Source organism: Aeromonas sp. FDAARGOS 1416 (genome assembly GCF_019048085.1).
Classification (GTDB): domain Bacteria; phylum Pseudomonadota; class Gammaproteobacteria; order Enterobacterales; family Aeromonadaceae; genus Aeromonas; species Aeromonas veronii.
Genome location: NZ_CP077301.1, coordinates 3,029,501 through 3,055,315 on the forward strand (window position 1 = coordinate 3,029,501; position 25,815 = coordinate 3,055,315).

Sequence of the window (25,815 nt, forward strand, 5' to 3'; positions counted from 1 at the left end):
GGTATGAGCAGTAACAATCCGGAACAGTGGCGCAGCAAACTGACCGCCGAGCAGTTTCACGTCTGCTGGGAGAAGGGCACCGAGCGCCCCTACAGCGGCGCCCTGCTCCACAATCGCAAGAGCGGCGACTACCTCTGTGTCTGCTGCAAGAGCGTGCTGTTTCACTCAGGAGCCAAGTTTGATTCCGGCTGCGGCTGGCCCTCGTTCGACAAGGCCATCGAGGGGACGGTGGAGTACACCGAAGACAACAGCCACGGCATGAAGCGAGTGGAGATCACCTGCCGCCAGTGCGGCTCTCACCTCGGTCACGTCTTCCCCGACGGACCGACCGAGACAGGCCAGCGCTACTGCGTCAACAGCCTGAGTCTGGATTTCGATCCCGACGCTTAAACGGCTGACCCATTGCAATAAAAACGGCGCTTCCATCACGGAGGCGCCGTTTTTTATCGGGATTTCACCGCGTTCACGCCAGCAGGATAGCAGCCATAACCAGCAGGGCCGCAATGGCCGGTATCGGCAGCTTCACCACCCGCAGCAGATAAAAGCCGATGGCCGCCAGCGCCAGATCGCTCGGAACCAGCACTGCACTCTGCCACACCGGCTGATAGAGCGCCGCCAGCAACAAGCCCACCACGGCAGCGTTGATGCCGGTGACTGCCCCCGCCAGACGGGGCCGGGCCAGCCACTGTTGCCAGCAGGGGCCTACCGCCCAGAGCAGCAGAAATCCGGGCACAAAGAGCGCCAGGGTCGCCAACAGGGCCCCGATCAGCGGCATCTCGGGCAGCAGTTGGGCGCCAAGATAGGTGGCAAGGGTAAACATGGGGCCCGGCACCAACTGGGCCAGGCTGTAACCGGTCAGAAACTGCTGCTCGTTGAGAGTGTGTCCCACGCTCTCTTGCAGTAGCGGCAACACCACATGGCCACCGCCAAACACCAGACTACCGGCGCGATAGAAGTCGGCAACCAGCTGGCCAAGCGGGCTACCGAGCAGCGGCAGACCGATAAAAAGGATGCCAAACAGCAGCAGGGTAGGCCAATGAGGCTGACTGCTGGCGGCAGAAGGCAGCTCGGCGGAGGCTGGCACACTGCCCGCCCAGCGCTGGCTGCGGGCGCAGATCAGCGCCGCTCCCGCCAGCATCAACAGTTGAGTCAGCAGACCGGGCTGCCACCAGAGTGCGGCAGCGGTCACCACCATGATCCCTTGGGTCATTCCCGTGGCACAGAACTGACGACTCATGGTGAGCACCGCATCGGCCACCACGATGAGCGCCAGCAGCTTGAGGCCATGCAGCGCCGCATCGAGCCACAGATTGCTGCCCAGTTGGCCGATGCCGATCGCGGCCGCCAGTAGCAGAAGAAATGAGGGCAGCGTGAAGCCAAGAAAAGCTGAGAGCGCCCCGCCCAGACCGGCGCGGTGACGACCGATGGCGAAACCAAGTTGGCTGGAGGCGGGCCCCGGCAGCAGCTGGCACAGCGCCAGCAAGCGGGCAAATTCGGCCTGTGTCAGCCAGCCGAGCCGCTGGACGAAGGTGCGCTGGAAATAACCGATATGAGCGGCCGGACCGCCAAAACTGATGCATCCCAGCCATAAAAACTGAATAAATACCTGTCCCACGCTCTTCTCCCTCATCCCTCTCCTCCCGATGGAGAGGAGATATTATGACAGCGCGATGATCGTTTTATGACAATCAGACTGATTAGGCCGACACCATGGGCACATCACCCGGCAGATAGCAGCGTCCCGCCAGCCAGCAGGCGATGGACTGACGGCTGGCGTCGAAATGGGGTTCGGGCAACTCGCGCGGATCGCACCAGACCCAGCCTTCGCACTTCTCCGGCTCCAGCAGTTGCGGCTCACCATCAGCCTTGGCATGCAGCGTCACCGAGATATAGTGCAGCCCGCTCTCGCGCCAGGTCTCCAGATTGTTGGTCACCGCCACCACCTCGGGCCCATGGATCTCAAGTCCCGTCTCCTCGGCCACCTCGCGGATCGCCGCCGACTCGAAGCTCTCCCCCAACTCCAGATGACCACCCGGGATCGACCAGTAAGGGGCATGGCTCCCTTTGCGTTTGCCAAGCAGCACCTGGCCTTGGGCGTTGGTCAGGATGACGCCGACCCCGACGCGGGGATAGAGAGTGGACATGAAAACGCTCCTTCAATAAGGCACTAAAACGGCCCCACCTTAGGCCCAAGGAGGGCACAGGGCAAGCCCCGGCTGCACGGCACCTGCGCCTGTCGGTGGCTCCTCCCCTTGCCCCTTAACCGGTTATCACTGATGCTGGGGAGTGAAGCCCGGATGGAGAGGCCATCCCCATCCTCTCAGTCCCCCATCACCCCGAGGAGTCCGCCATGAAAAAATTGCTCCCCCTGTGCGCTCTGCTGCTCACAGCTTGCCAAACCACGCCGTTCCCCAACTCGCTCGCCATCGATGATGCCGACGCCTGGCAGGCCATTTGCAAAGATGGCACCCGGGTTCGCGCCGTGGTGGCAGAGGGGATCTGTGGGGATCATCGCGGGGTAGCCATGTGGACGAATAAGCCAAGAGCTGAACGGATGGCAGAAGAAGCCGCCAAATAGTGTGATCCAGGCACCATAAAATTACACTGCCGGCCAGTTGGCCGGATTTTTTCGCGATCTCGCCAGCACTTTGCCACCTTGTTCATGGTGCGCTCAGTTTTCTGTTCCCATACTGGCCCTACAGTTCCAAAAGAGGAGAGACAAGATGCAAACATCCATCGTCGGGCTCTCCATTCTGTGGGGGCTAGCCAGTTTTGGTGTTCAGGGGGATTTCATCGAGAGCCGTGATTCCGTTGCGCCATCCTGGCAAGCCGAGTCCAGAGTGGAGATGGAAGGTTATCTGATTGAATCGCTTGGCGAAGATCGCTGGCTGTTCGACAACGGCAGCGAGAGCCTGCTGGTCTCCCTGCCCGAGGGGCAGTGGGTGCCGACCGGCGAGCGGCTGCGAGTCAGCGGCGAACCGCAGCAGGAGCAGAGCGGCTGGCTGCTGCAGGTGGAAGACATCAGCCAGGTCAGCGTCTGACCACAGCAGTCGCCATTCCCCGTCACCGCGACAGCTAATCCAGAACCGAATAACCAATACCGCATAACAGAAAGAGGAGGCCACAGGCCTCCTCTTTCTGTTTCTACGTAAGCGGTTTGCGCGGGCTCACCCCAGATGGTTGAGCGGCAGCGCCGTCTTGTGCTTGATGCGGCGCAGCACGAAGCTGGAGCGCACACCGGTCACCCCCGGAATATGGGTCAGCTTGTCCAGCAGGAAGTGCTGATAGTGCTCCATGTCGCGCACCACCACCTTGAGCTGGTAATCGGCATCATTGCCGGTGATGAGGTCACACTCCAGCACTTCGGGCAGTTCGCTGATGGCGCGATCGAAGTTTTCGAACCGCTCGGGCGTGTGTCTGTCCATGGAGATGTGAATGTAGGCGGTGAGGGTAAGGCCAAGCTGGCGGGCGTTGAGCAGAGTAACGTGGGTGTCGATGAGACCGGCATCCTCCAGCGCCTTGACCCGGCGGGAGCAGGGGGACGGGGAGAGCCCCACCAGCTCGGCCAGTTCCAGATTGCTGATGCGGCCATTCTCCTGCATCAGCTCGAGAATATGTCTGTCTATGCGATCAAGTTTCAGCATTTACCCTTCCTCGTTGCAATGACTAATCCACTTTTCCTAGATTAAGGGTGAACTATTGCAAAAACAACCGAAATAAGTGGTTACTTTGCAACCACTCACCGGCACGGGAGGGATACTATGGTTACATCTTCCGGTGGCAAAGCAGATACCTGACCGGGTCTCTGCGGTGAAGGACCTTACCGGGTCAAGAGCCCCATCAGCCGTCTTACCTTATCGGGAAACGACGGGCTGGAACGAGAGAACCCCCTCCCCGAAGGCAACAAAGCAGGCATCCCGGCGCCTGCTTTGTTGTTTTTGGGCGTTTGACGAAATCAGAGCACGGGCGGCGTGATGCGATAGAGGCAGCGGTGTGCCCCCTCCAGCAGATATTGCTCCCGCTCCACCGTCGCTGGCGCCAGCAGCTGGCGAAACAGCGCCAGCTCGCTGCGACAAAAACCGCGGCAAGTACGCGCCGCCGCACAGATGGGACAGTGGCTCTCCCACAGCAGCCAGCTGCCATCCTCTTCGCGGCGGATCTCCGCCATGTAGCCCTCGCGAGTGCGCAGCTCCTTGAGTGCCGCCAGCCGGCCAGAGAGGCCATGGGACCCCAGCGCCTCCTGATAGCGAGCAAGCATTTGCTGCTCCCGCTGCTGGATCAGCCGCTCCATCCCCTCCTCGCCAAACAGCTCGCGCACGTTGTCGATCAGTTGCACGGTCAGGTCGCTATGGCTATCGGGGAAGCGCTGCCAGGCCTGCTCGGTGAGCTGCCACAGCCGCACTGGACGACCGCGCCCACGCGCCTCGTCGCTGAATGTTACCCACCCCTCCTGCTCGAGCGTGAGCAGGTGCTGGCGGGCGCCCATGGAGGTCATCTGCAACTGCTCCCCCAGCGCGGCGGCGCTCTGCGGGCCATGGCTCTTGAGCAGAAACAGGATCTTGTCGGTGCTTGCGTTCATGATCTCATTATGGGGAGCACCCTTTATTAAATCAATAATTCACTTTACTTAATCCCGTCTATGAATCAGCATAAATAAACCAATAACTTTATTTAATGGGTGCAACATGGAGAAACAAGGGCACAAAAATCCCCTCTGGGTGCTGGTCATGACGGTCACGCTGGCAGTTGCAGGCTTCAGTCTTCCCTCCCCGGTATTGGCGCCCTTGCTGCTGGATCCGGCCCAGGGCATGCTGACGCCGGAGGCCTCAGACTGGAGCCGCAAAGTGTGGCTGGGGGTCATCATGGGGCTCTACCCCCTGTTCCAGCTGGTGGGCAGCCCCTGGCTCGGGCGCCTCTCCGACCGCTATGGCCGCAAGCCACTGCTGTTGCTCTCGCTGGCGGGGGTACTGGCAGGCTATGCCCTGATGGCACTCGGTATCGCCTGGCGCTCACTCCCCCTGTTGCTGCTCAGCCGGATTGTGGAGGGGCTATGCAACGGCAACATCGCCATCGTGCAGGCGATGGCGGCGGATCTCGCCGGCAAGGAGCACAAGGCGCGCAGCTTCGCCTGGATCAATATCGGCATGAATCTGGGCTGGGTAGTGGGGCCGGTGATCGGGGGCTACGCCGCGGTGATCTCGGGGGATTACAGTCTGGCCGCCTGGCTGGCGGTAGGAATGACCCTGATCAACCTGCTGCTGATCTACTGGCTGCTCCCCTATCGTCCGCCGGTGGCGGCCACCCGTCAGGCCGCGACCCTCTCCAGCCGCCAGTTGCTGCTGCAACCGGCCCTGCTGCCCTACTTCGCACTTACCCTGATCAGCTATGGTGCGGTGCAGCTCTATTTCACCTACTTCAATATCTGGCTGGTGGAGCGGCTGTCCTGGGATCCGGCCCAGCTGGCACAGGCGGCGGTGCTGGTGAGTCTGCCCATGATGGCGGGCTCCTGGCTCGGATCCCGCATCGCCCGTCACTGGCGCGGCAGCTCCCTCGGCATCGTCGGCCATCTGGTGATGGCGAGCGGCATGCTGCTCTTTATCCTGCCCGTGCACTGGTGGGGGCTGGCACTCACCTTCGTTCCGGCTGGCATCGGCATGAGTCTGGGGGAGCTGGCCACCTCGGTGGCGATCTCCAACCGCAGTCACCCGGAGCAGCAGGGGCAGGCGATGGGGCTCTACCGCGCCCTCGCCGTGGGCAGCGAGATCCTGGCGGTGCTGCTCGGCAGTCTGGTGCTGCTGGCCGGTACCGAGTGGCCCTTCTATCTCGCCACCCTCTGCTCCCTTGCCAGTGCCGCCGGTTTCTATCTGCTGCGCCGCCGTGCCGACCGTCGTCAACAGCTGGCCAGCTGCACCTGAGCCACGAAGGGATCACAGTTCGGCGCTTCGGCCGCGGGCAAAACTTGCATCGGGGCGCCGGGTCTGGGACGGTAAAGCTCTTTGCGGATTTGTTCGATGCTGGAGGAGCTATGAGTGAGTACAAGGCCATCGCGCTCGATATGGATGGTACCCTGCTGACCCGGGATCACAAGATCTCGTCGGCCACCCGGGCAGCCCTGGCGCAGGCCCGCGCCCACGGCATCAAGGTGCTGCTGGTCACGGGGCGCCACTACATGACGGCACGCCCCTTCCACCACGAACTGGCACTCGATACCCCCCTCATCTGCAGCAACGGCGCCTATCTCTATGATCCGGTGCAAAACGGGATCCTCAGCGGCGACCCGCTGGCTACCGCCCCGCTTACCGAGCTGCTGGCCGCGGTCGAGGCACAGCAGATGGGCGCCCTGTTCCACCTGAGCGAGGGCATTGGCTACATCGGCTGCGAGGAGCATGTCACCCGCATCCGCCACTGGTCGGCCAATCAGCCGGACCACCTCAAGATCGCCCTCCACCCGGTCGAGGAGCTGGCAGGCTGGCTCGACAACCCGGTCTGGAAGCTGGAGCTGTTCAATCAGGATCCGGCACGCCTGCACACCTTTATGGGCGAGGTGGTCGAGCAGATGCCCTTTACCCGTGACTGGGCGGCCCCCTATGCGGTGGAGCTGGTACAGCCCGGTTGCAGCAAGGGCAACCGGCTTGCCCAGTGGGCTGCCAGCGAAGGGATTGCGATGAAGCAGGTGGTGGCGTTTGGTGACAACAACAACGACATCAGCATGTTCGAGCAGGTGGGGCTGGCGGTGGCCATGGGCAATGCGGCCCCGCAGATCCAGAGTCATGCCCATCGAGTCACGGCCGATCACAACGAAGACGGCATCGCACTGGCGCTGCAGCGCTGGGTTCTGCCCTGAGCTGACAAGATGCAACATGGCCAGCACGCGGGCTGGCCATGAAGAGAGGGATTAACCGCCGAAGGAGAACTGGATCACCCGATCCGGATAGCGCAGACGGTTGTACTCCCGGCGCAGGGATTCGTAGTGGCGAATGGCCCGATCGCGCTTGGCGCGGTAATAGTCACGCTGTTCCGTGTTGGTTTCGTTGCGGATGCTGCGCTCCAGCGTATCGATATCCCGCTCGGTACGCTCCAGCTCGTCGCTGATCTCCCGCATGCGGGCAGCCAGTTTGTACTCTTCGTAGCCACGCTGATACTGTTTGAGGAAGCTGGCGTCATTGGGGCATACCCCCAGATAAGCCTGCCCCTCCTTGCCCTTGCTGTAAGCCAGCTCGGGAATGCAGTAGAGCTCCAGCCCCTTGTCGTAGCCCCGTTTCCACTCGGCTTCATCCACTTTGAGGCCATACTCGCTGCAAGACGAAACGTAATCGCGGGTCGCCTGACGGGTTTTGCCTTCCGATCCATCCTGATAACCCAGGTTGTACCAACTCATGGTGCGGCACTCATCTTCTGACAGGGCACTGCATCCCGCCAGCAATACCGGCAGGGTCAGCAACAGGATTTTGGGGGACATGAACAGACTCCGGAAAAGATAGTGACCGGCATTCTAGAGAGGATAAAAGGCCATAACAAGGGATGCGCTCCCGTGCGGTCTGGCGCGGTTTATTTGATGTTTTTGTCACTATTCAACGCCGTGCCAGACGGGCGGCCAACCCGCTTTCCTTGTTATCAGGCGCAAGGTAAACTGCGCCATCTTTTAACTGGCGCGCAACAAAAACAATGAAAGTCCTGACCGTCGATTACCGCTCACCCGATGCGGCCCAACGCTTCACCGAATCCCTGCGAACCACCGGCTTTGGCGTGTTGACCAATCACCCCATTCCGAAAGAGCTGGTGCAGTCCATCTACGAAAACTGGTATCGCTTCTTCATGAGCGAGCAGAAGCAGGATTTCCTGTTCAACCGCGAGACTCAAGATGGCTACTTCCCGCCCTCGGTCTCCGAGGTAGCCAAGGGCCATAGCCAGAAAGACATCAAGGAGTACTTCCACATCTACCCCTGGGGCCAGATGCCGGAAGAGCTGAAAGAGCAGGCGATGGAGTACTATCGTCTAGCCAACGGTCTGGCCGCAGAGCTGCTGGGCTGGGTCGAGCAGTACACCCCGGCCGATATTGCCGCCAACTACAGCTGCCCCCTCTCCTCGATGATCGAAGAGAGCCAGAAGACCCTGCTGCGGGTGCTGCACTATCCGCCGTTCGATGGTACCGAGGAGCCGGGCGCCATCCGCGCCGCCGCCCACGAGGATATCAACCTGCTTACCATTCTGCCCGCCGCCAACGAACCAGGGCTTCAGGTGAAGGGTTCCGATGGCGAGTGGATGGACGTGCCGTGCGACTTTGGCACCCTCATCATCAATATCGGCGATATGCTGCAGGAGGCCTCTCGCGGCTACTATCCCTCCACTACTCACCGCGTCATCAACCCGACCGGTGGCAGTGCCGCCAAGTCACGTATCTCGCTGCCGCTGTTCCTCCATCCGCGGCCCGAGGTGGTGCTCTCCGAGCGCCATACCGCCCACAGCTACCTGATGGAACGGCTGCGGGAGCTCGGGGTGATCTAGTCCACCGACGAGCAGCTGTCAGAGACCAAACCGGAGCAATCTCGCTCCGGTTTTTTATTGAGTGGCAGAATTGGGCAAAAAACAGAATTAAATTAGACAATCGTGCCAATAAATCGCATTTACACCTGATAACCGTCGTAGTGATTGCGCCGTGACCTCCGTAACATGAGCGCCATTCTGCCCCTGCCCAGGGGCGCTCGATTGGAGTTCTTATGAAGCAGTCCCAATGGTCATCCCGACTCGGCTACATCCTCGCCGCAGCGGGGTCCGCGGTCGGTATCGGCGCAATCTGGAAATTCCCCTATGTCACCGCCGTCAACGGCGGCGGCGCCTTCCTGCTGGTCTTTCTGCTGTTCAGCTTCACCCTGGGGGTGGCGGTACTGATGGGGGAGACCCTGCTCGGCAGCATGAGTCGCCGCGGGGTAGTCGGAGCCTTCTCCGATCTGCTCGGCAAACAGTGGCGCTGGGTTGGGGTAATGGGGGTGATCTCTACCCTGCTCATCTACTGCTTCTACAGCGTGGTGGGCGGGTGGACCCTGGGTTATACCGGCATGGCCATCTCAGGCCAGCTCAACCATGGGGATGCGGCGGCCCTCACCGCCCGCTTCAATGACTATGTCAGCGGCGACGTCTGGCCCATTCTCACCCATCTGCTGTTTGCCGCCCTCACCTGGATGGTGGTGCAAGGCGGCATTCAGAAAGGGGTGGAGCGCACCCTGCGCTGGATGATGCCAGCCCTGTTTCTGATGATCCTGATGCTGGTCGCCTTTGGCCTTACCCTGCCCAATGCAATGGCGGGGGTACGTCACTTCCTGATGCCCGACTTCAGCAAGCTGGGGATGTCCGGCGTGCTCGATGCCATGGGGCTGGCCTTCTTCTCCCTCTCCATCGGTCTTGGCATCCACACCACCTACGGCGCCTATCTGCCGACCAGCGAAGGGGTTGGTCGCTCCAGCCTCTGGGTGGTGCTGCTGGCCAGCATGGTGGCGGTACTGGCGGGCTTGATGATCTTCCCTGTGCTGGCCTCGACCGGTATCGACCCGGCCTCCGGCCCCGGTCTCACCTTCATGACCATGCCGGCGGTGTTTCAGCTGCTGCCCTTCGGTCAGGTACTTGAGGTGATCTTCTTCGCCCTGCTGGTCTTCGCGGCGCTCTCCTCAGCCATCTCTCTGCTGGAGCATTTGCAGTGCTTCCTGTGCGAGACCTGGGGCTGGTCACGCCGCACGGCCTGCAGCGCCATCACTGGATTCGTCATGGTTAGCGGTGTTCCGGTCAGCCTGTCGTTTGGCCCGCTGCAACACGCCACCCTGTTTGGCAAAACCATTTTCGAGTTGCTGGACTTTGTCACCTCCAACCTGATGATGCCGCTGTTCGGCCTGATGCTGACGCTGCTGCTGGGCTGGAAGCTGGGGCGCAAGGCACTGCCGCAGGGGATTGCCAGCCACTGGCATCACCTGCTGATGAACTGCTGGCGCTGGATTGCCCCCTTGCTGATCGGCGGGATCTTGATTCGCGGTCTGGTGTGACGGTTACTCTTCGCGGGTGGGCCCATCGGCCCGCCCCTGTGCGGCTCTGACGGCATCCAGGGCATGCTGCCAGCGGGTGATCTCGGCATCATCCGTTCCCTTGGAGAAGACGATATAGAGACCGGCCTGATGGAGCAGCACTCCACTGCTGACGATGCTGCGCCGGGATAACCCCATCTTGTCGAGGGTGGCCTCCATCACCAGCTCCGCCATCGGCAAGGCATCGATCTTGCCCAACATCAGCCGCTCTATCGCCTCCCCGACTGTCTTGTAGCGCACCAGATTGGTGTAGCCCTCATGGGTCAGCCGCACATCATCGGCATTGCCCAGCACCACCCCCACTCTGGGCAGATCTCGCAACTGTGCCAGCGAGGTCAGCGGGTGGCGACTATCCGGCGCCTGATAGATAAAGACCCGATTGATAAAGAGCGGGCCAACCCATTTGAAATGGGACTCCCGCTCCGGGAGCCGCTGTACCACGAACAGTCCATAGCCGGGCTCGACCCGTGCCAGGGCCAGCGCCCGCTTGAGCGGGTAAATCCGCACCGGATAACGGGTGCCAAGCTCCTCCTGCACCTCATCAATCAAACGAATGGCGAAGCCATCGAGCTTGCCGTCGCGGTATTCGGTAAAGGGGGGTAAGTCGTGACTCAGCAGGGTTAATCCGGGCTGCGCCGACACACTCAGGCTGATCAGTAACCAAGGCAGCACCATCCATCTCATACGATATCCTGTCTCATCGTTGTTCCCGTCAGTGCCATGTAGCGGTCACTAGTTCCAGAAGAAGCTACGTCGATTATCGCCCAGTAAATAGCCACAAGGTAGAAAAGATGCAGCCCTGCGAGGTTCTCCCCCATTGAGTTGTACGTATAGCCAGAGTGGTGACAGCGGCACACATAAAAAAATTTGATTTTATGTGTCAATTATTCTTTCCATGGTTTAGGCTGTTCCCTCATTCATTAGTCAGGTTGTCACCTCATGTCTGCCATCCTCGTGCTGTTTGGTCGATTTTTTAGCTCGCAAGAGAGGTGACCTTGCACGCACAGTTTTTCTGAATGTTCATTGCAAAGGTCGCCTCAAGCGGCCTTTTTTATGGTCTGTCGTTTATTGCTACTCAGGAGTATTGCTTCGATGTCGTGTTACCCGGAGGTTGTATGAGCCAGGTTCAGTGGTCTTCCCGTCTCGGTCATGTGCTGGCCGCAGCAGGCACAGCGATTGGCCTTGGTGCCATCTGGAAGTTTCCCTATGTGACCGCCACCAATGGCGGTGGCGCCTTCCTGCTGGTGTTTCTGCTGTTCAGCTTTACCCTGGGGGTAGCGGTACAGGTCGGCGAAACTCTGCTCGGCAGCCATAGTCAGCGCGGGGTGCTCGGCGCTTTCCGCAAACTGGTGGGGCCGAACTGGCGCTGGATGGGGTATATGGGGATCGCCTGCGGCTTCTTTATCTACAGCTTCTACAGCGTGGTGGGCGGCTGGACCGTGGGTTACGCCGCGCTGGCGATGGCTGGCAAGCTCAATCTGAGCGAAGGAAGCGCCCTCACCGCCCTGTTCAACGGCTATGTCAGCAACCCCTGGTGGCCGGTGCTGACCCATCTGATCTTCGCAGGCCTGACCTGGTGGTTCGTGCAGGGGGGTATTCAGAAAGGGGTGGAGCGGGCACTGCGCTGGATGATGCCCGCGCTCTTCATCATGATGTTGTTGCTGGTGGGGGTCGGTCTCTCCATGCCGGGCTCCATGGCGGGTGTGCGCCAGCTGTTGCTGCCGGACTTCTCCATGCTGACCGGCCAGAGCGTGCTGGACGCGCTGGGGCTGGCCTTCTTCTCCCTCTCCATCGGGCTCGGGGTACACACGACCTATGGCGCCTACCTGCCCAATAGCGAAGGGGTGCTGCGCTCTGGGGTCTGGGTGGTCACACTGGCCAGCCTTATCTCGGTGCTGGCGGGCTTGATGATCTTCCCGGCGCTGGCCTCCACCGGCATCGATCCCACCGCGGGCCCAGGGCTCACCTTTATGACCATGCCTGCCGTGTTCAGTCATCTGCCGTTCGGTCAGGGGCTGGGGGTGATCTTCTTCCTGTTGCTGCTGGTCGCCGCTCTCTCCTCCTCCATCTCCATGCTGGAGCATCTGGTGCGCTTCACCACCGAGGAGTGGGGTTGGTCGCGTCGTGGCGCCTGCAGGGTACTGACTCTGCTCATCATGGCCTCCGGCATTCCGGTGAGCCTGTCGTTCGGCCCATGGAGCGATCTGACCCTGTTTGGCAAGACCATCTTCGAGTTGCTCGACTATCTGACCTCAAACCTGATGATGCCGCTGTTTGGTCTGGTACTGACCCTGCTGCTTGGCTGGCGATTGGGTGATGCCATATTGCCTGCGGGCCTGTCACCCGCCCTGCGTCTGGCGCTGCTCTGGTGCTGGCGCGTGGTGGCGCCGCTGCTGATCAGCGGGATCCTGATCCGCGGGATCATGTAACACCTTGCGCATCTTTGCGGGCAGGCCTTGGCCTGCCCTTTTTATTGCTGGCGTTTGCTTTAACAGGCGTTCATATGAACAGCATCACGATGGACAGGAGTGAAGTCAGTGGCCGTCGAGCAATCTCGGAAGAGCAGGATGAAGAAGGATCGGAGTGGCAGAGTGGCACTATAAGAGGTGGTGCTTGGCTCGCCACAACGGCAACAGAAGAAGCTGGAGTACTGAATTGCGGGCAAAAAAAATCCCCATCTGAATGGGGACTTTCTCTGCAATCGCAGCTGATATCTCAGCCTCGCTTGCGAATATGGTGGTCGTTACTGGGATCGAACCAGTGACCCCCTCCTTGTAAGGGAGGTGCTCTCCCAGCTGAGCTAAACGACCTGGGATTCTTGAAATGATGGTGGGTCGTGCTGGATTCGAACCAGCGACCAATTGATTAAAAGTCAACTGCTCTACCGACTGAGCTAACGACCCATCTAAATCATTTTTTTAAACTTTTTACTGCAAATATGGTGGTCGTTACTGGGATCGAACCAGTGACCCCCTCCTTGTAAGGGAGGTGCTCTCCCAGCTGAGCTAAACGACCTGGGATTCTGAAATGATGGTGGGTCGTGCTGGATTCGAACCAGCGACCAATTGATTAAAAGTCAACTGCTCTACCGACTGAGCTAACGACCCATCTAAATCATTTTTTCTACAAACTGGTGGTCGTTACTGGGATCGAACCAGTGACCCCCTCCTTGTAAGGGAGGTGCTCTCCCAGCTGAGCTAAACGACCTGGGATTCTTGAAATGATGGTGGGTCGTGCTGGATTCGAACCAGCGACCAATTGATTAAAAGTCAACTGCTCTACCGACTGAGCTAACGACCCATCTAAATCATTTTTTCTACAAACTGGTGGTCGTTACTGGGATCGAACCAGTGACCCCCTCCTTGTAAGGGAGGTGCTCTCCCAGCTGAGCTAAACGACCTGGGATTCTTGAAATGATGGTGGGTCGTGCTGGATTCGAACCAGCGACCAATTGATTAAAAGTCAACTGCTCTACCGACTGAGCTAACGACCCATCTAAATCATTTTTTCTACAAACTGGTGGTCGTTACTGGGATCGAACCAGTGACCCCCTCCTTGTAAGGGAGGTGCTCTCCCAGCTGAGCTAAACGACCTGGGATTCTTGAAATGATGGTGGGTCGTGCTGGATTCGAACCAGCGACCAATTGATTAAAAGTCAACTGCTCTACCGACTGAGCTAACGACCCATCTAAATCATTTTTTCTACAAACTGGTGGTCGTTACTGGGATCGAACCAGTGACCCCCTCCTTGTAAGGGAGGTGCTCTCCCAGCTGAGCTAAACGACCTGGGAATTCTGTCTCCACCGAGTGGAGAAAATGGTGGGTCGTGCTGGATTCGAACCAGCGACCAATTGATTAAAAGTCAACTGCTCTACCGACTGAGCTAACGACCCTCACCACGACCAGTTCCGACTGCATTACTGCTTCGGCTCTGACGGCGGCCTATATTACGGATTTAAATTTCCGGTGCAACAGAAAATTCGTAATTTAAATCCGTTTGCTCACTGTGCGTACAAATGCAGGCTGTTTTTACAGTAGCGTTACGAAAACAGTGACATACAGCAATGTTACAGCTTGGCCAGACTCTGTTTGGCCAACTGGGCTGGCGAGGTGTTGGGATAGCCCTTGATCACCTGCTCATAGAAGGATTTGGCTTCCGCCTTCTTGCCATCCAGCTGCGCCAGCATCCCCAGCTTCAGCAGGGCATCGGCGCGCTTGGGCGACTTGCTGTACTTGTTGGCGACGGTAGAGAACTGGGCGGCAGCACCGGCTCGGTCACCCTTGTTGAACAGCAGCTGGCCGAGCCAGTAGTGTGCATTGGGAACATAGCCCGAATTGGGGTACTGCTTGATAAAGCCCTGGAAAGCCGGAATGGCTTTGTCGTAGTTCTTCTCTTTGAGCACCATGTTGACCGCTGCGTCGTAAGCCTGATTCTCATCCTGATTGGTTGAGTAATTGGCGGCAGCAGCCGGTGTGGCAGCAGCAGGGGCCGCGGCGGCTGGAGCAGCTTGCTGGCTGCTGGCAACCTTGTCGAGCTCTTGGTAGAGCTGGCGCTGGCGCTCTTGCGACTGTTCCATCTGGTAGGTCTGCTGCTCCAGCTGACCACGCAGCTCGGAGACCTCCCCTTGCAGGGAGTCGACTTGTTGCTGCAATTCAGCTTGCAGTCGCAGACGGGCATTGAGGGTGCGCTCCAGCAGGGCTACCCGATCTTCCAGGCTACCGGTGGGCACGATGGCACCGTTGTTGCCACTAAGGACAACCCCACCACTTGAGTCACCGCCCAGATCGCTGACCGGTGCCGCAGCTTGCGCATTCAGAGCAACCAATACGGCCAGCGCAACGACAGCTTGCTTGTACACAGATTTCATTCGGATCAAACCTTAGCGTTTAGTACAGATAAAACGGCCAGCGCCATCGTCGCTCGCATATGCAGATTTCATTCGGATCAAACCTTGGCGTTTAGTGCAAATAAAACGGCCATCGAAATGGCCGCTTGCATATAAACGAACTTCGTTCGGTTTAAACCTTAGTAAACCAGAACCGCGCGGCGGTTTTTGGCAAAGGCATCCTCGGTGTGGGACAGATCCAGCGGCTTCTCTTCGCCATAGCTGACGATGGAGAGCTGCTCGGCCTGCACACCCAGGGTTTGCAGATACTTGGCAACAGCCTTGGCACGACGCTCGCCCAGGGCGATGTTGTACTCCGGAGTACCGCGCTCATCGGCGTGACCTTCGATCAGGACTTTCACGCTCGGGCGCTCGCGCAGGTAGCTGGCGTGGGCATCCAGCAGATCAGCGTACTGACCCTGGATATCGTAACCGTCGAACGGGAAGTAGATCACGTTGTCACGCTGCAGTGCTTCGAACTTCTGACGCATCTGCTCTTCCGGGGACAACATGCCGTTGGCGCCGCCGGTTTGTACACCGCCCATGCCGTCGGTCATACCTGATTCAGCGCCAGCGGCGTCGGAATCAGAAGAAGAACTACAAGCGGCCAGGGTGAACAGTGGCAGTGCGATGGCCAAACCCTTGAGCAGTTTATTGAGTTGCATGCTATTTCCTTAAACCTTTATAACAAAACAAAAAACAATTGGATTTTTATCAATTCAAGAAGGGCGACCAAGCTGGTGCACGAATTTCACCGCTACTGGTCGGAAGCACAGCCTTGAAGCGACCATCAGTCGACACCAACGCGAGACTCTTACGACCCTGATAGATGGTGGCATAAATGATCATGCTGCCATTGGGAGCCACACTTGGCGACTCATCCAGAGCACTCTGGGTAAGGACCAACAGGGCATTGTTTTCCATGTCCTGACGGGCAATACGATACTGTCCCTGAACACGGGTCACCATCACCATGATTTTGCCATCAGGAGTAATGGATGCCCCCTGGTTGGATTCACCTTCCCAAGTCATCCGGCGAGTCATACCAGTCGCCAAATTTACGCTATAAATCTGGGGTTTGCCACCACGTTCAGAGGTGAACAACAAATTTTGCCCGTCCGGCATCCAGGAGGGCTCGGTGTCGATCACGCGGCTGGTAGTGACGCGGGTCAGCTGCTTGCTAGCGACATCAACCACATAGAGGTTCGGTGAACCATCTTTGGAGAGAACGATAGCCAGACGACGACCATCCGGAGACCACTCCGGCGCCCCGTTGATACCGCGGAAACTGGTGATCAGACTGCGCTGCTGGGTGTAGATATCCTGCACATAGATTTCGGACTTCTGGTTCTCGAAGCTCACGTAAGCCAGCTTGCTGCCATCCGGCGACCAGGCTGGAGACATCAACGGTTCGCGGGAGCGCAGCAGGGTCTTCTCGTTGTAACCGTCGTAATCAGAAATACGCAGCTGGTACGGGAACTGGGTACCCTGCTGTACGGAGACGTAAGCCAGACGGGTCAGGAAGGCACCGCGCTCGCCAGTCAGACGCTCATAGACGATATCTGAGATACGGTGGGCAAACTGGCGCATCTGGGCACCCGGGATGGTCGCCATGCGGCTATCCAGGATGTAACCGTTGCTCTCGCCACCTTGTGCCTTGGCCAGCTGGCCTTTCAGCACATCGACCAGCTCGAAGTTCACCTTGTAGGTGCCGTCACCGACTGCCGAAATGGAACCCACCACCACGGCTTCAACCCCTTGGGAGGCCCAGGGAGCGAAGTTGATCTCGCTGCTGCTGCTCGGGGTCTGCGGCATCTGGCCACGGGCCAGCGGCTTGAACTTGCCGCTGCGCATCAGGTCGTTGGAGACAACTTCCGCGATGTCCTGCGGCAACTGCCCGTTACCTTCCCACTTGAAGGGGGCGACGGCGATGGGGCGTGCGCTATCAATACCGCCGGTGATGACGATGTCCAGGGCCGCCTGGGCACTCTGGCCCAGCAACAAACAGCCAACCAAAGCAAAAAATACTTTTCTGATCATGGCTTAAATACTCGGTTCCAATATAGATGAGAGGTTAAATTCCTTTCTCGGCGAGAGGTTGCCAACCAAAGGCAAGCAACCTCGTTTTATCACGCTTAGATACTCGGTTCTAACTTCAGGTTAAATTCCTTCAACATCTCGAATGCCGCAGGATCCTTGGGCACAGGCAGTTGATTGGCTTTCAGAACAGCCGCCTTACCGGAACGACAGACCGCCGGGTCACCCTGGCCGTTATCTACCGATATGACAAAGCCACTGCTCGCAAGACGTACGCCGATAGTACATGTTTTGCCCCGCATGGTGGGATCCAAAATCATATACCGCTCAACAGTGGCCTTGATGAGCGCCGCATATTTGTCGACTTCGCCCTGGGCTGCTGCCGATGCCGCCTGACTGCGGGCATTGGCCTCAGCCGACAGCTGCTGCTGCATCATCTCTTCCATCTCTTTTTGCAGCTTGGCCTGCTCGGCGGCTTTACGCTTGCGCTCAGCCGCGATCTTGGCCTGCTTTTCGGCCTCGGCCTTGGCTTTCTTCTCTGCGTCAGCTTTTGCCTTTTTCTCAGCCTCTTCCTTGGCCTTCTTCTCGGCCTCGGCTTTGGCTTTTTTCTCTGCTTCTGCCTTGGCTTTCTTCTCGGCTTCAGCTTTAGCCTTCTTGTCAGCTTCCGCTTTCTTGGCCTTGGCTTCTGCCGCCTTGGCTTTCTCTTCGGCCTCTTTCTTCTCTTGTTCCTTTTTCTTCTTCAGCGCCAACGCCTTGCTCTCGGCTTCCGCAGCTTTACGCTCGGCTTCGGCCTTCTTGGCCTTCTGTTCTTCCAGCTTGCGGGCTTCCTCGGCTTTTTGGGCCTTCTCTTCCGCCTGCTTCTGCTCGGCCACCTTCTTCTGCTTTTCGGCCTCGGCCTTGCGAGTCGCCTCTTCTGCCTGCTTGCGCTTGGTCTCGGCGATGCGAAGCTGCTCCTGTTTCTGAGCCAGCTCACGCTTGGCGAGATCCGTATCTTCCTTATCCTTCTCTTTCTCTACCTTTTGAGGCTTGGGCTGAGATTTCTGCTGCTGGATCTGCTTGGCCTGTTCGTTGAGGAAGTTCTCATCGAGCATGACGGCATTGACGATCTGCCCCTTCGATTCGGGTCGTTTCGGTTTGCTGAAATCGAGCCCGACAAACAGGATGATGCCGATGATCAGGTGCAGCAGAAACGACGCGATGAGATAACCGGAAATACCACGCTTCACATCCATCTCCGTTAGTTCACCGGATCTGTCATCAGGCCAACCTGAGGCACACCCGCATTCTTGAGGGCCACCATCAACAGGATCACCTCTTCGTAGCGCACGGCCTTGTCACCCGCGACCACCACGGGGGCATTCTGGTTGATCGCCAGATAGCCCATGGCTTTTTCGGTGATGTATTGCTGCATCGCCTCTGGCGTGCCGCTTGGCACCGGCTCGTCATCGGCTTCGCCAGCCTTGATGACATATTCGCCTTCGGTATTGACGCTGACGATGAAGGGTGGCTTGGCATCTTCCGGCAACTGCTCGGACTCAGCCTGTGGCAGATCCACCTTGACCCCTTGCGTGATCACCGGCGTGACCGCCATAAAGATGATAAGCAGCACCAGCATGACGTCGATATAGGGAACCACGTTGATCTCGGCCACCTTCTTGCGCCGGATCCGCTGATAGGTTTGCATTACTGATCACCCTGCTGCTGTGCAATTTGACGGTTCAGAATAGTGGTGAACTCGTCCATGAAGTTGGCGTAGGCGTTCTCCAGCCGCTCGACCTTGTTGGAGAAGCGGTTGTAGAAGATAACCGCCGGGATAGCGGCAAACAGACCCATGGCGGTAGCGATCAGCGCTTCCGCGATACCCGGTGCCACCATTTGCAGGGTGGCCTGCTGCACCTGACCCAGGGCGATAAAGGCGTTCATGATCCCCCATACGGTACCGAACAGACCGATATAGGGGCTGATGGAGCCGATGGTCGCCAGCACCGGCAGGTTGGATTCGAGATCGTCCACCGCGCGGGAGAGGGAGACGCGCATGGCGCGGTAGGTACCATCCATCACCGCATCCTGACCACGGGCGCCGGCCTTCAGCAAGCGGGCATACTCCTTGAAGCCGGAGTAGAAGATATCTTCCATGCCTTCGATATCATCGCGGCGGGAAGAGGACTCCTGATAGAGGCGATTGAGATCGACCCCTGACCAGAAGCGATCTTCAAACTGTTCCGATGCGAGATTGGCCGCCTTGATCGCCTTTGAACGCTGGATAATCAGCGCCCACGAGACAATAGACATGCTCATCAGGGTCATCATGACCAGTTTTACCAACAGGCTGGCTTGCCAAAACAGGCCAATAAACGAAATTTCAGCGTGCACTTAACAGCACTCCCTTGATTTTTTCAGGTATAGCTACAGGTTTCATTTGCGGATGACTGACACAGGCTATCTGTACCATGGCCTGGGTGATCAGTCGTCCATCAGCCGCCAGGATCTGCTGCGAAAAGCGCAGGGATGCGCGTTTCACTTCAATCACTTGCGTTAATACATTCAATAGTTCATTAAAACGGGCCGCCGAGCGGAAATCGATCTCAGTTCGGCTCACCACGAAGGCATATCCCTCCTGCAGCCAGACGTCCTGTTCGACCCCTTTGGCACGAAGAAACTCGGTGCGAGCACGTTCCATAAACTTGAGATAATTGGCGTTGTAGACGATGCCCCCGGCGTCGGTGTCTTCGTAGTAGACACGCACCGGAAACTCAAAGACTTCCCCCATAACAATCTGTGATCCATTCGACAGTCAGATGGGGGGCTATCATAGCGCAGGGCTGAATAGGAAAGAAGCAGGGGGAGACAGGGAAATCCTGCCTCCCCCCGTTTTTTATGAAAGGAAATATGAATGTGTCAGCCAGAGGCCATACAACAAACTGGGCCAGGCGAGCCAGGGGTTGAACAGCACACGTCCGGGCAGGCTTTTCAGATGAAAGCCAAGCCCGTTAAGTACGCCACAACAGACGGCCCACATCAGCCAGGGAGCAAGCCAGAGACCATGCTCGCTGGTGTTGGCCGCGATCAGATTGGGGGCCTGTAAAATAGCGACGGCCAACAAGGCCGCCGCGAGTAACATCAACCCCTGCCACGGCTGCCGCTCCAGTGGAGCGGCCAGCCTGGCGAGTCGATCACTTGTTTTCATCGATCTGACGATCCATGTTCTCGGTGTGTTCCAGCCACAGCGCATTGATGATGCCAAATGCACAGGCCAGCAACAGTCCCAGGATCCAGGTGAAATACCACATTGTCAGCGCACCTCTTAATAGAGAGATTGTTGGTTATCTTCGATGTGCTTGTTGGTTACCCGGCCAAACATCTTGATGTAAGTCCAGATGGTGTAACCCAGCACAATCGGTACGAAGATCGCTGCAGCCACAGTCATCACCTGCAAGGTGTTGAAAGAGGCGGTAGCATCCCACATGGTCAGGCTCAGTGACGGCTCAAGGCTTGAGGGCATCACGAACGGGAACATGGAGAAACCGGCAGTGAGGATGACCCCGGCAATCGCCAGCGAGGAGCTGGTAAACGCCAGCCAGCCGATGTTCATGCGGGCAAACAGCGCAGTCAGCAGGCTCATGGCCAGGCCCAGTACAGGGGCAGCCACCATCCACGGATAGAGGGTGTAGTTGTTCATCCAGGCACCAGCCTGCAGGACAACTTCCTTGTTCATCGGGTTGGATACTGCGTCAGTCGCGGCAGCCTTGACGATGACATACCCTTCCATACCGCTTACCCACCAACCCGCGGCAGCAAACAGCACCAGGGTCAGCAGTGAGCAGATCATGGCGGCAGTGCGGGAACGCGCCAGCACTTCACCGTCGGTCTTCATCATCAACCAGGTTGCGCCCTGGGTGAGCAGCATGAACAGACTCACCAGACCAGCCAGAATGCCGAACGGGTTAAGCAGACCAAAGAAGTTGCCGTGATAGGTCAACATCATGAACTGGTTAAACTCGAACGGAACGCCTTGCAGCAGGTTGCCAAAGGCCACACCAAAGACGATGGGCGGTACGGCGCTGCCGGCGAACAAGGCCCAGTCCCAGTTGCTGCGCCATTTGGCATCAGCACGCAGGGAGCGGTACTTGAAACCGACCGGACGCAGGAACAGCGCCATCAAGGTCAGGATCATGGCGATGTAGAAGCCGGAGAAGGTCGCGGCATACACCATCGGCCAGGCAGCGAACAAGGCGCCGCCGGCAGTGACCAGCCAAACCTGGTTACCTTCCCAGTGCGGCCCCATGGTGTTGAGCATCACGCGGCGCTCGACATCTTTCTTGCCGACGAACGGGAGCAGTGCGCCTACCCCCATGTCGAAGCCGTCAGTGATGGCAAAACCGATCAGCAGTACGCCGACCAGAGCCCACCAGATGACACGCAGAGTTTCGTAATCAAACATGGTCGCTCTCCTTATGCCTTGAGCTGTTCAAAGTGATACTTGCCAGTCTTCAGGCTGCTGGGGCCAAGACGGGCATACTTGAACATCAGGTACATCTCGATAACCAGAAGTACGGTATAGAACAGGCAGATACCGATCAGAGAGAACCAGATCTCGGCTGCAGGCAAGTTGGATGCAGAGAGGGAAGTCGGCAACACCTCTGCAATGGTCCACGGTTGGCGACCATACTCAGCGACAAACCAGCCAGCTTCGATGGCGATCCACGGCAGCGGGATACCCCACAGCAGACCCTTGAGCAGCCACTTGCGCTTGCCGATCTGGTGACGGGCACTGTCATAGAAGGCCATACCAATCAGCACCAGCATCAGCATGCCGACGGCAACCATGATGCGGAAGGCGAAGAACAGCGGCAGAACCTGCGGGATGGAGTCATCCACGGCGGCCTTGATCTGCTCGTCGGTAGCATCGGTCACGTTGCTGGTGTAGCGCTTGAGCAACAGACCGTAGCCCAGATCCTGCTTCACTTCGTCGAAGCGAGCGCGGGTCTCGTCAGACTTGTCACCGGATTGCAGCTTGGTCAGCAGGTCGTAAGCGGTCATACCGTTGCGGACGCGCAGTTCGTGCTCGCTCTTCAGATCCTTCAGACCGGTTACCTGACCATCCAGAGAACGGGTCGCGATAATGCCCAGCGCATAGGGGATCTTGATGGCGTAGTCGGTGCGCATCTCTTCCTGATTCGGAATACCGAACAGGGTAAAGGCGGCCGGAGCAGGTTCAGTCTCCCACTCAGCTTCGATAGCGGCCAGTTTCACCTTCTGCACTTCACCGGTCTCGTAACCGGATTCGTCACCGAGGATCAGCACGGACACGATGGAAGCCATACCGAATGCAGCGGCAATGGCGAAGGAGCGACGGGCAAACGCCACATCACGATTCTTCAGCAGGTAGTAGGAGGAGATACCCAGCACAAACATGGCGCCACAGGTATAACCAGCCGCCACAGTGTGGACGAACTTGACCTGAGCAACCGGGTTGAGCACCACGTCAGCGAAGCTCATCATCTCCATCCGCATGGATTCGAAGTTGAACTCGGCACCGACCGGGTTCTGCATCCAGCCGTTGGCGACCAGGATCCAGAGGGCGGAGAGGTTGGTCCCCAGCGCCATCAACCAGGTGGCAGCCAGATGCTGATGCTTGCTCAGACGATCCCAACCAAAGAAGAACATACCGACGAAGGTGGACTCCAGGAAGAAGGCCATCAGCCCTTCGATAGCCAGCGGGGCCCCGAAGATATCGCCGACATAATGGGAGTAGTAAGCCCAGTTCGTCCCGAACTGGAACTCCATGGCCAGACCTGTGGTGACCCCCAAGGCAAAGTTGATACCAAACAACTTACCCCAGAATTTGGTCATGTCCCGGTAGATGGTGTTGTTGGTCATCACATAGACGGATTCCATGATCGCCAGGAGAAAGGCCATTCCCAGCGTCAGGGGTACAAACAAAAAGTGATAAAGGGCCGTCGCAGCGAACTGGAACCGCGATAGGTCTACCACATGCTCAGCAATCATGATGTTTCCTCACCGATTATTGGCACGGCTATTTTAAGTTTTAAGCACAAAGCTTCCGTTGGAGGTTAGCGAATGAGCCTTATTGGGACGTGTCACAACAAAACGCGTTCAGTAACCACTGGCATTAACAACAAGGCAATACGAGAACACAAATAAAGCTAATGTTTAACAATTCCAAAACAATCAGCCTAAATTTATTCTCGCCCATGATGACCGGGTTTTTATATCACCTTTATTTGATTGAAATCAATGTAAAAGGACCCGCCATACATGGCTTTGAAAGGCATTTTTAATCTATTTCACGATTATTGACGCGAGCCAGATCACAAAACACGATAAAGCGTAAAACATTGATTTAAATCAATTTAAGAATTTAACATCCCGCCGCTCGGTTTAATTTGAAAAGCGTGAATGACGCGCCTTTTTCCATGTTATCCGAGTCAGGCAATCTGATTCGAAAACTCAATTTAAAATTGCAAAGAATGCATACTCATGCGAACCAATTTCATCAATAAAGACATTAGATAAACTAATTTGAAGAGTGCAATTTTTCTTGTTTGCCGGGGTCGATTCGAACTCCTACAATGCGCCTCGCAGTGAGGGCATACCCTTGGATACAGGCCGGTTAATCCGGGTTCACGGTACGTATTCGACGATCAATTTGAACCTGTCTATTGGAATCGAAGATGAAAAAGTTTGTTGCTAAAACCATCCGTTACTACAAGCTTTCCTTTGTTCAGCTCTATCAACTGAACCGACTCTGAGAGCTCGCGACGGCTCACCTGTTTATTTTCCGGTCTGTGTCCAGACGCACTCACTGTCTGTGAACATCCATCCTGAATTGTCTTTGCCCACCGCATCCGCCGTGGGCTTTTTTTTGCCCGGATAACAAAAAACCGCCTTTGACGGCGGTTTCATGTTCAAATGACTGTTTTTACTTCTCATCTGGTCGCTGAAGACCGAAATGAGCGTAGGCTCGTGTGGTCGCAATCCGTCCTCTGGGTGTACGTTGCAGATACCCTTGCTGGATCAGATAAGGCTCCAGCACATCTTCGATAGTATCTTTCTCTTCCCCGATCGCGGCGGCCAGATTATCGAGACCCACCGGGCCCCCCATAAACTTGTCTATCACAGCCAACAATAACTTGCGGTCCATGAAGTCAAAACCTTCGTTATCGACATCCAGCATGTCCATGGCGCGAGCAGCAATGGGGCCGTCGATCCGGCCATCGGATTTCACCTGGGCAAAGTCGCGCACCCGCCTTAACAAACGGTTAGCAATCCGCGGCGTGCCGCGAGAGCGACGGGCGACCTCAATGGCACCATCTTCCGTCATGTCTAGCCCCAGACAACGGGCACTGCGGGAGACGATATCGGTCAGGTCCTTGACGTTGTAGAACTCCAGCCGCTGGACGATACCGAAGCGATCCCGCAGCGGGCTGGTGAGTGAACCAGCCCGGGTGGTGGCGCCAATCAGGGTGAAGGGAGGCAGATCCAGCTTGATGGAGCGAGCCGCGGGTCCCTCCCCGATCATAATGTCGAGCTGGTAATCCTCCATCGCCGGATAGAGCACCTCCTCCACCACCGGGCTGAGGCGATGGATCTCGTCGATGAACAGCACATCGTTCGGTTCGAGGTTGGTGAGCAGCGCCGCCAGATCCCCCGCTTTCTCCAGCACCGGGCCGGAGGTGGTCTTGATATTGACCCCCATCTCGTTGGCGACGATGTTGGCGAGGGTGGTCTTGCCCAGACCCGGTGGACCGAAGATCAGCAGGTGATCGAGCGCTTCTCCCCGCTGACGGGCCGCTTCGATAAAGATCTCCATCTGTTCGCAGACGGTATCCTGACCGGTGTAGTCAGCCAGCTTCTTGGGGCGGATCGCCCGGTCAATAATGTCATCCTCACGGGCGGCACTGGCCGAGATGAGGCGGTCTGCTTCAATCATCAACTACCTCACACCAGGCTACGCAGGGATTCACGGATGATATCTTCCACCGACATCCCCTCTTTGGCGATCTTGCTGACAATCTGGCTCGCCTGCTGCGGCTTGTAACCTAGGGCCACCAGCGCACTGGCCGCCTCCTCGGTCACATCCGGTGCCCGCAATTCGGGCTCACTGGCTGGCAGGGTGACCATGGCCGGGGAGAAGAGGTCGTGACTGACCCACCCCTTGAGGCGATCCTTCATCTCCACCACCAGCCGCTCGGCGGTCTTCTTGCCGACTCCCGGCAGTTTGACCAAAGAGCTTATCTCTTCGCGTTCGACACTCAGCACAAACTGGGTAGCTGTCATGCCGGAGAGAATAGCCAGCGCCAGCTTGGGGCCGACTCCGTTGGTCTTGATCAGCTCGCGGAACAGCGCCCGCTCCTGTTTGTGGTTGAAACCATAGAGCAGCTGGGCATCTTCCCGCACCACGAAGTGAGTATGGATGGTCGCTTCCTTGCCGATCTCCGGCAAATCATAGAAGCAGCTCATCGGCATCTGCACCTCATAGCCAACCCCGCCCACTTCCAGCAGGACCTCGGGGGGCTGCTTTTCAATGACAATGCCTCTCAAGCGACCAATCACGGCTCTCTCCTCACCAATACAACTATTCGTAAATTGGCTCATAGCATAAAGAATAACTGGATAAGTATCCAGCATAGGGCAGCAACACCCTTGTGGTCAGAGAGGCTTTTTATCCAATTTTCCACCATGCTTGATCGGGTGCAGCCAGTGCACGGGATGTTTCAGCGCCGCACCGGCCCCCGAGCGGGGGATAAACCACTACACTAAACCCGTTCGGAACCGAAACTGGTGCCAATGTCGATACC

General features: G+C 57.7%; 27 protein-coding genes and 12 tRNA genes. 8 read left to right on the forward strand and 31 right to left on the reverse strand.

Annotated features, from left to right (window positions below):
- Positions 1–3 precede the first annotated feature (3 nt).
- Entirely contained in the window at positions 4–390 is a 387-nt protein-coding gene (gene msrB, locus I6L46_RS13475) for a peptide-methionine (R)-S-oxide reductase MsrB (RefSeq protein WP_040068248.1), read from the forward strand.
- A gap of 73 nt (positions 391–463) precedes the next feature.
- On the opposite strand, the gene chrA is transcribed toward msrB, so the two are convergent.
- Together chrA and I6L46_RS13485 are read right to left on the reverse strand one after the other, a co-directional pair.
- Positions 464–1,630 (reverse strand): chromate efflux transporter, encoded by a 1,167-nt coding sequence (chrA, locus tag I6L46_RS13480; protein WP_197724798.1) that lies wholly within the window; start codon positions 1,628–1,630, stop codon positions 464–466.
- Between the two features lie 67 nt (positions 1,631–1,697).
- Positions 1,698–2,144 (reverse strand): NUDIX hydrolase, encoded by a 447-nt coding sequence (locus tag I6L46_RS13485; RefSeq protein WP_216975948.1) that lies wholly within the window; start codon positions 2,142–2,144, stop codon positions 1,698–1,700.
- Between the two features lie 206 nt (positions 2,145–2,350).
- On the opposite strand from I6L46_RS13485, the gene I6L46_RS13490 reads away from it, so the two are divergent.
- On the forward strand, positions 2,351–2,578 hold the full coding sequence (locus tag I6L46_RS13490) for a hypothetical protein (RefSeq protein ID WP_216975950.1): 228 nt from the start codon (positions 2,351–2,353) through the stop codon (positions 2,576–2,578).
- 145 nt (positions 2,579–2,723) lie between these two features.
- Entirely contained in the window at positions 2,724–3,041 is a 318-nt protein-coding gene (locus tag I6L46_RS13495; RefSeq protein WP_005343224.1) for a hypothetical protein, read from the forward strand.
- A gap of 126 nt (positions 3,042–3,167) precedes the next feature.
- On the opposite strand, the gene I6L46_RS13500 is transcribed toward I6L46_RS13495, so the two are convergent.
- Positions 3,168–3,644 carry an Lrp/AsnC family transcriptional regulator gene (locus I6L46_RS13500; protein ID WP_005304871.1) on the reverse strand — a complete coding sequence of 159 codons (477 nt, stop codon included), beginning with the start codon at positions 3,642–3,644 and terminating at the stop codon, positions 3,168–3,170.
- A 311-nt stretch (positions 3,645–3,955) separates the two neighbouring features.
- Positions 3,956–4,579 carry a metalloregulator ArsR/SmtB family transcription factor gene (locus tag I6L46_RS13505; protein WP_216975952.1) on the reverse strand — a complete coding sequence of 208 codons (624 nt, stop codon included), beginning with the start codon at positions 4,577–4,579 and terminating at the stop codon, positions 3,956–3,958.
- 106 nt (positions 4,580–4,685) lie between these two features.
- On the opposite strand from I6L46_RS13505, the gene I6L46_RS13510 reads away from it, so the two are divergent.
- Both I6L46_RS13510 and I6L46_RS13515 read left to right on the forward strand, forming a co-directional pair.
- Positions 4,686–5,915 (forward strand): MFS transporter, encoded by a 1,230-nt coding sequence (locus I6L46_RS13510; protein WP_216975953.1) that lies wholly within the window; start codon positions 4,686–4,688, stop codon positions 5,913–5,915.
- A 110-nt stretch (positions 5,916–6,025) separates the two neighbouring features.
- Positions 6,026–6,844 carry a Cof-type HAD-IIB family hydrolase gene (locus I6L46_RS13515; protein WP_216975954.1) on the forward strand — a complete coding sequence of 273 codons (819 nt, stop codon included), beginning with the start codon at positions 6,026–6,028 and terminating at the stop codon, positions 6,842–6,844.
- 51 nt (positions 6,845–6,895) lie between these two features.
- Here I6L46_RS13515 and I6L46_RS13520 read toward each other — a convergent pair whose 3' ends face one another.
- Positions 6,896–7,459, reverse strand: a complete 564-nt coding sequence (locus I6L46_RS13520; protein ID WP_069554893.1) for a DUF2799 domain-containing protein — start codon at positions 7,457–7,459, stop codon at positions 6,896–6,898.
- A gap of 206 nt (positions 7,460–7,665) precedes the next feature.
- Between I6L46_RS13520 and I6L46_RS13525 the strand changes: the two genes are divergently transcribed.
- Both I6L46_RS13525 and I6L46_RS13530 read left to right on the forward strand, forming a co-directional pair.
- The gene (locus I6L46_RS13525) at positions 7,666–8,505 is read left to right on the forward strand and encodes an isopenicillin N synthase family oxygenase (protein WP_216975955.1); all 840 of its coding nucleotides are present in this window, start codon (positions 7,666–7,668) and stop codon (positions 8,503–8,505) included.
- Between the two features lie 212 nt (positions 8,506–8,717).
- Entirely contained in the window at positions 8,718–10,031 is a 1,314-nt protein-coding gene (locus I6L46_RS13530; protein ID WP_005335722.1) for a sodium-dependent transporter, read from the forward strand.
- A 3-nt stretch (positions 10,032–10,034) separates the two neighbouring features.
- Here I6L46_RS13530 and I6L46_RS13535 read toward each other — a convergent pair whose 3' ends face one another.
- A complete protein-coding gene (locus I6L46_RS13535) occupies positions 10,035–10,754 on the reverse strand; it encodes an ABC transporter substrate-binding protein (RefSeq protein ID WP_216975956.1) in 720 nt (239 codons plus the stop codon).
- A 431-nt stretch (positions 10,755–11,185) separates the two neighbouring features.
- Here I6L46_RS13535 and I6L46_RS13540 point away from each other — a divergent pair, with 431 nt between their 5' ends.
- Positions 11,186–12,499 carry a sodium-dependent transporter gene (locus tag I6L46_RS13540; protein ID WP_216975957.1) on the forward strand — a complete coding sequence of 438 codons (1,314 nt, stop codon included), beginning with the start codon at positions 11,186–11,188 and terminating at the stop codon, positions 12,497–12,499.
- A gap of 305 nt (positions 12,500–12,804) precedes the next feature.
- Here the strand turns inward: I6L46_RS13540 and I6L46_RS13545 are convergent.
- From I6L46_RS13545 to ruvA, 25 genes are all read right to left on the reverse strand, one after another.
- Positions 12,805–12,880 (reverse strand) — tRNA-Val (locus I6L46_RS13545).
- Between the two features lie 17 nt (positions 12,881–12,897).
- A tRNA-Lys gene (locus tag I6L46_RS13550) sits at positions 12,898–12,973 on the reverse strand.
- Positions 12,974–13,009: 36 nt separating this feature from the next.
- A tRNA-Val gene (locus I6L46_RS13555) sits at positions 13,010–13,085 on the reverse strand.
- Between the two features lie 16 nt (positions 13,086–13,101).
- Positions 13,102–13,177 (reverse strand) — tRNA-Lys (locus I6L46_RS13560).
- A 24-nt stretch (positions 13,178–13,201) separates the two neighbouring features.
- Positions 13,202–13,277 (reverse strand) — tRNA-Val (locus tag I6L46_RS13565).
- A gap of 17 nt (positions 13,278–13,294) precedes the next feature.
- Positions 13,295–13,370, reverse strand: a tRNA-Lys gene (locus I6L46_RS13570).
- Between the two features lie 24 nt (positions 13,371–13,394).
- A tRNA-Val gene (locus I6L46_RS13575) sits at positions 13,395–13,470 on the reverse strand.
- A gap of 17 nt (positions 13,471–13,487) precedes the next feature.
- A tRNA-Lys gene (locus tag I6L46_RS13580) sits at positions 13,488–13,563 on the reverse strand.
- A gap of 24 nt (positions 13,564–13,587) precedes the next feature.
- A tRNA-Val gene (locus I6L46_RS13585) sits at positions 13,588–13,663 on the reverse strand.
- 17 nt (positions 13,664–13,680) lie between these two features.
- Positions 13,681–13,756 (reverse strand) — tRNA-Lys (locus I6L46_RS13590).
- Between the two features lie 24 nt (positions 13,757–13,780).
- A tRNA-Val gene (locus I6L46_RS13595) sits at positions 13,781–13,856 on the reverse strand.
- Between the two features lie 31 nt (positions 13,857–13,887).
- Positions 13,888–13,963, reverse strand: a tRNA-Lys gene (locus I6L46_RS13600).
- 174 nt (positions 13,964–14,137) lie between these two features.
- The gene (gene ybgF, locus I6L46_RS13605) at positions 14,138–14,938 is read right to left on the reverse strand and encodes a tol-pal system protein YbgF (RefSeq protein WP_216975958.1); all 801 of its coding nucleotides are present in this window, start codon (positions 14,936–14,938) and stop codon (positions 14,138–14,140) included.
- 158 nt (positions 14,939–15,096) lie between these two features.
- Positions 15,097–15,621, reverse strand: coding sequence for a peptidoglycan-associated lipoprotein Pal (gene pal / locus I6L46_RS13610; protein ID WP_005313284.1), 525 nt, complete (start codon positions 15,619–15,621; stop codon positions 15,097–15,099).
- Positions 15,622–15,670: 49 nt separating this feature from the next.
- Entirely contained in the window at positions 15,671–16,996 is a 1,326-nt protein-coding gene (gene tolB / locus I6L46_RS13615) for a Tol-Pal system beta propeller repeat protein TolB (RefSeq protein WP_005335728.1), read from the reverse strand.
- A gap of 95 nt (positions 16,997–17,091) precedes the next feature.
- Positions 17,092–18,225, reverse strand: coding sequence for a cell envelope integrity protein TolA (tolA, locus tag I6L46_RS13620; RefSeq protein WP_013723471.1), 1,134 nt, complete (start codon positions 18,223–18,225; stop codon positions 17,092–17,094).
- A gap of 5 nt (positions 18,226–18,230) precedes the next feature.
- Positions 18,231–18,677, reverse strand: coding sequence for a protein TolR (gene tolR, locus I6L46_RS13625; RefSeq protein WP_005335733.1), 447 nt, complete (start codon positions 18,675–18,677; stop codon positions 18,231–18,233).
- On the reverse strand, positions 18,677–19,366 hold the full coding sequence (gene tolQ, locus I6L46_RS13630; RefSeq protein WP_005335735.1) for a protein TolQ: 690 nt from the start codon (positions 19,364–19,366) through the stop codon (positions 18,677–18,679). Before tolQ ends, tolR begins: the two co-directional genes overlap by 1 nt.
- Positions 19,356–19,763: a tol-pal system-associated acyl-CoA thioesterase gene (gene ybgC, locus I6L46_RS13635; RefSeq protein WP_005335737.1), complete on the reverse strand. Its 408-nt coding sequence runs from the start codon at positions 19,761–19,763 to the stop codon at positions 19,356–19,358. The genes tolQ and ybgC overlap by 11 nt, the downstream gene beginning before the upstream one ends.
- Positions 19,764–19,868: 105 nt before the next feature.
- Complete coding sequence (locus I6L46_RS13640) at positions 19,869–20,180, reverse strand: cyd operon YbgE family protein (RefSeq protein WP_041202810.1); 312 nt, start codon at positions 20,178–20,180, stop codon at positions 19,869–19,871.
- Positions 20,167–20,283, reverse strand: coding sequence for a cytochrome bd-I oxidase subunit CydX (gene cydX, locus I6L46_RS13645; protein ID WP_005304933.1), 117 nt, complete (start codon positions 20,281–20,283; stop codon positions 20,167–20,169). The genes I6L46_RS13640 and cydX overlap by 14 nt, the downstream gene beginning before the upstream one ends.
- Positions 20,284–20,297: 14 nt before the next feature.
- A complete protein-coding gene (gene cydB, locus I6L46_RS13650) occupies positions 20,298–21,434 on the reverse strand; it encodes a cytochrome d ubiquinol oxidase subunit II (protein ID WP_005335741.1) in 1,137 nt (378 codons plus the stop codon).
- A gap of 11 nt (positions 21,435–21,445) precedes the next feature.
- Positions 21,446–23,002, reverse strand: a complete 1,557-nt coding sequence (locus I6L46_RS13655) for a cytochrome ubiquinol oxidase subunit I (RefSeq protein WP_064339410.1) — start codon at positions 23,000–23,002, stop codon at positions 21,446–21,448.
- A gap of 934 nt (positions 23,003–23,936) precedes the next feature.
- A complete protein-coding gene (ruvB, locus tag I6L46_RS13660; RefSeq protein ID WP_005335744.1) occupies positions 23,937–24,947 on the reverse strand; it encodes a Holliday junction branch migration DNA helicase RuvB in 1,011 nt (336 codons plus the stop codon).
- An 8-nt stretch (positions 24,948–24,955) separates the two neighbouring features.
- Positions 24,956–25,570 (reverse strand): Holliday junction branch migration protein RuvA, encoded by a 615-nt coding sequence (gene ruvA / locus I6L46_RS13665; RefSeq protein WP_005335746.1) that lies wholly within the window; start codon positions 25,568–25,570, stop codon positions 24,956–24,958.
- Between the last annotated feature and the right edge of the window lie 245 nt (positions 25,571–25,815).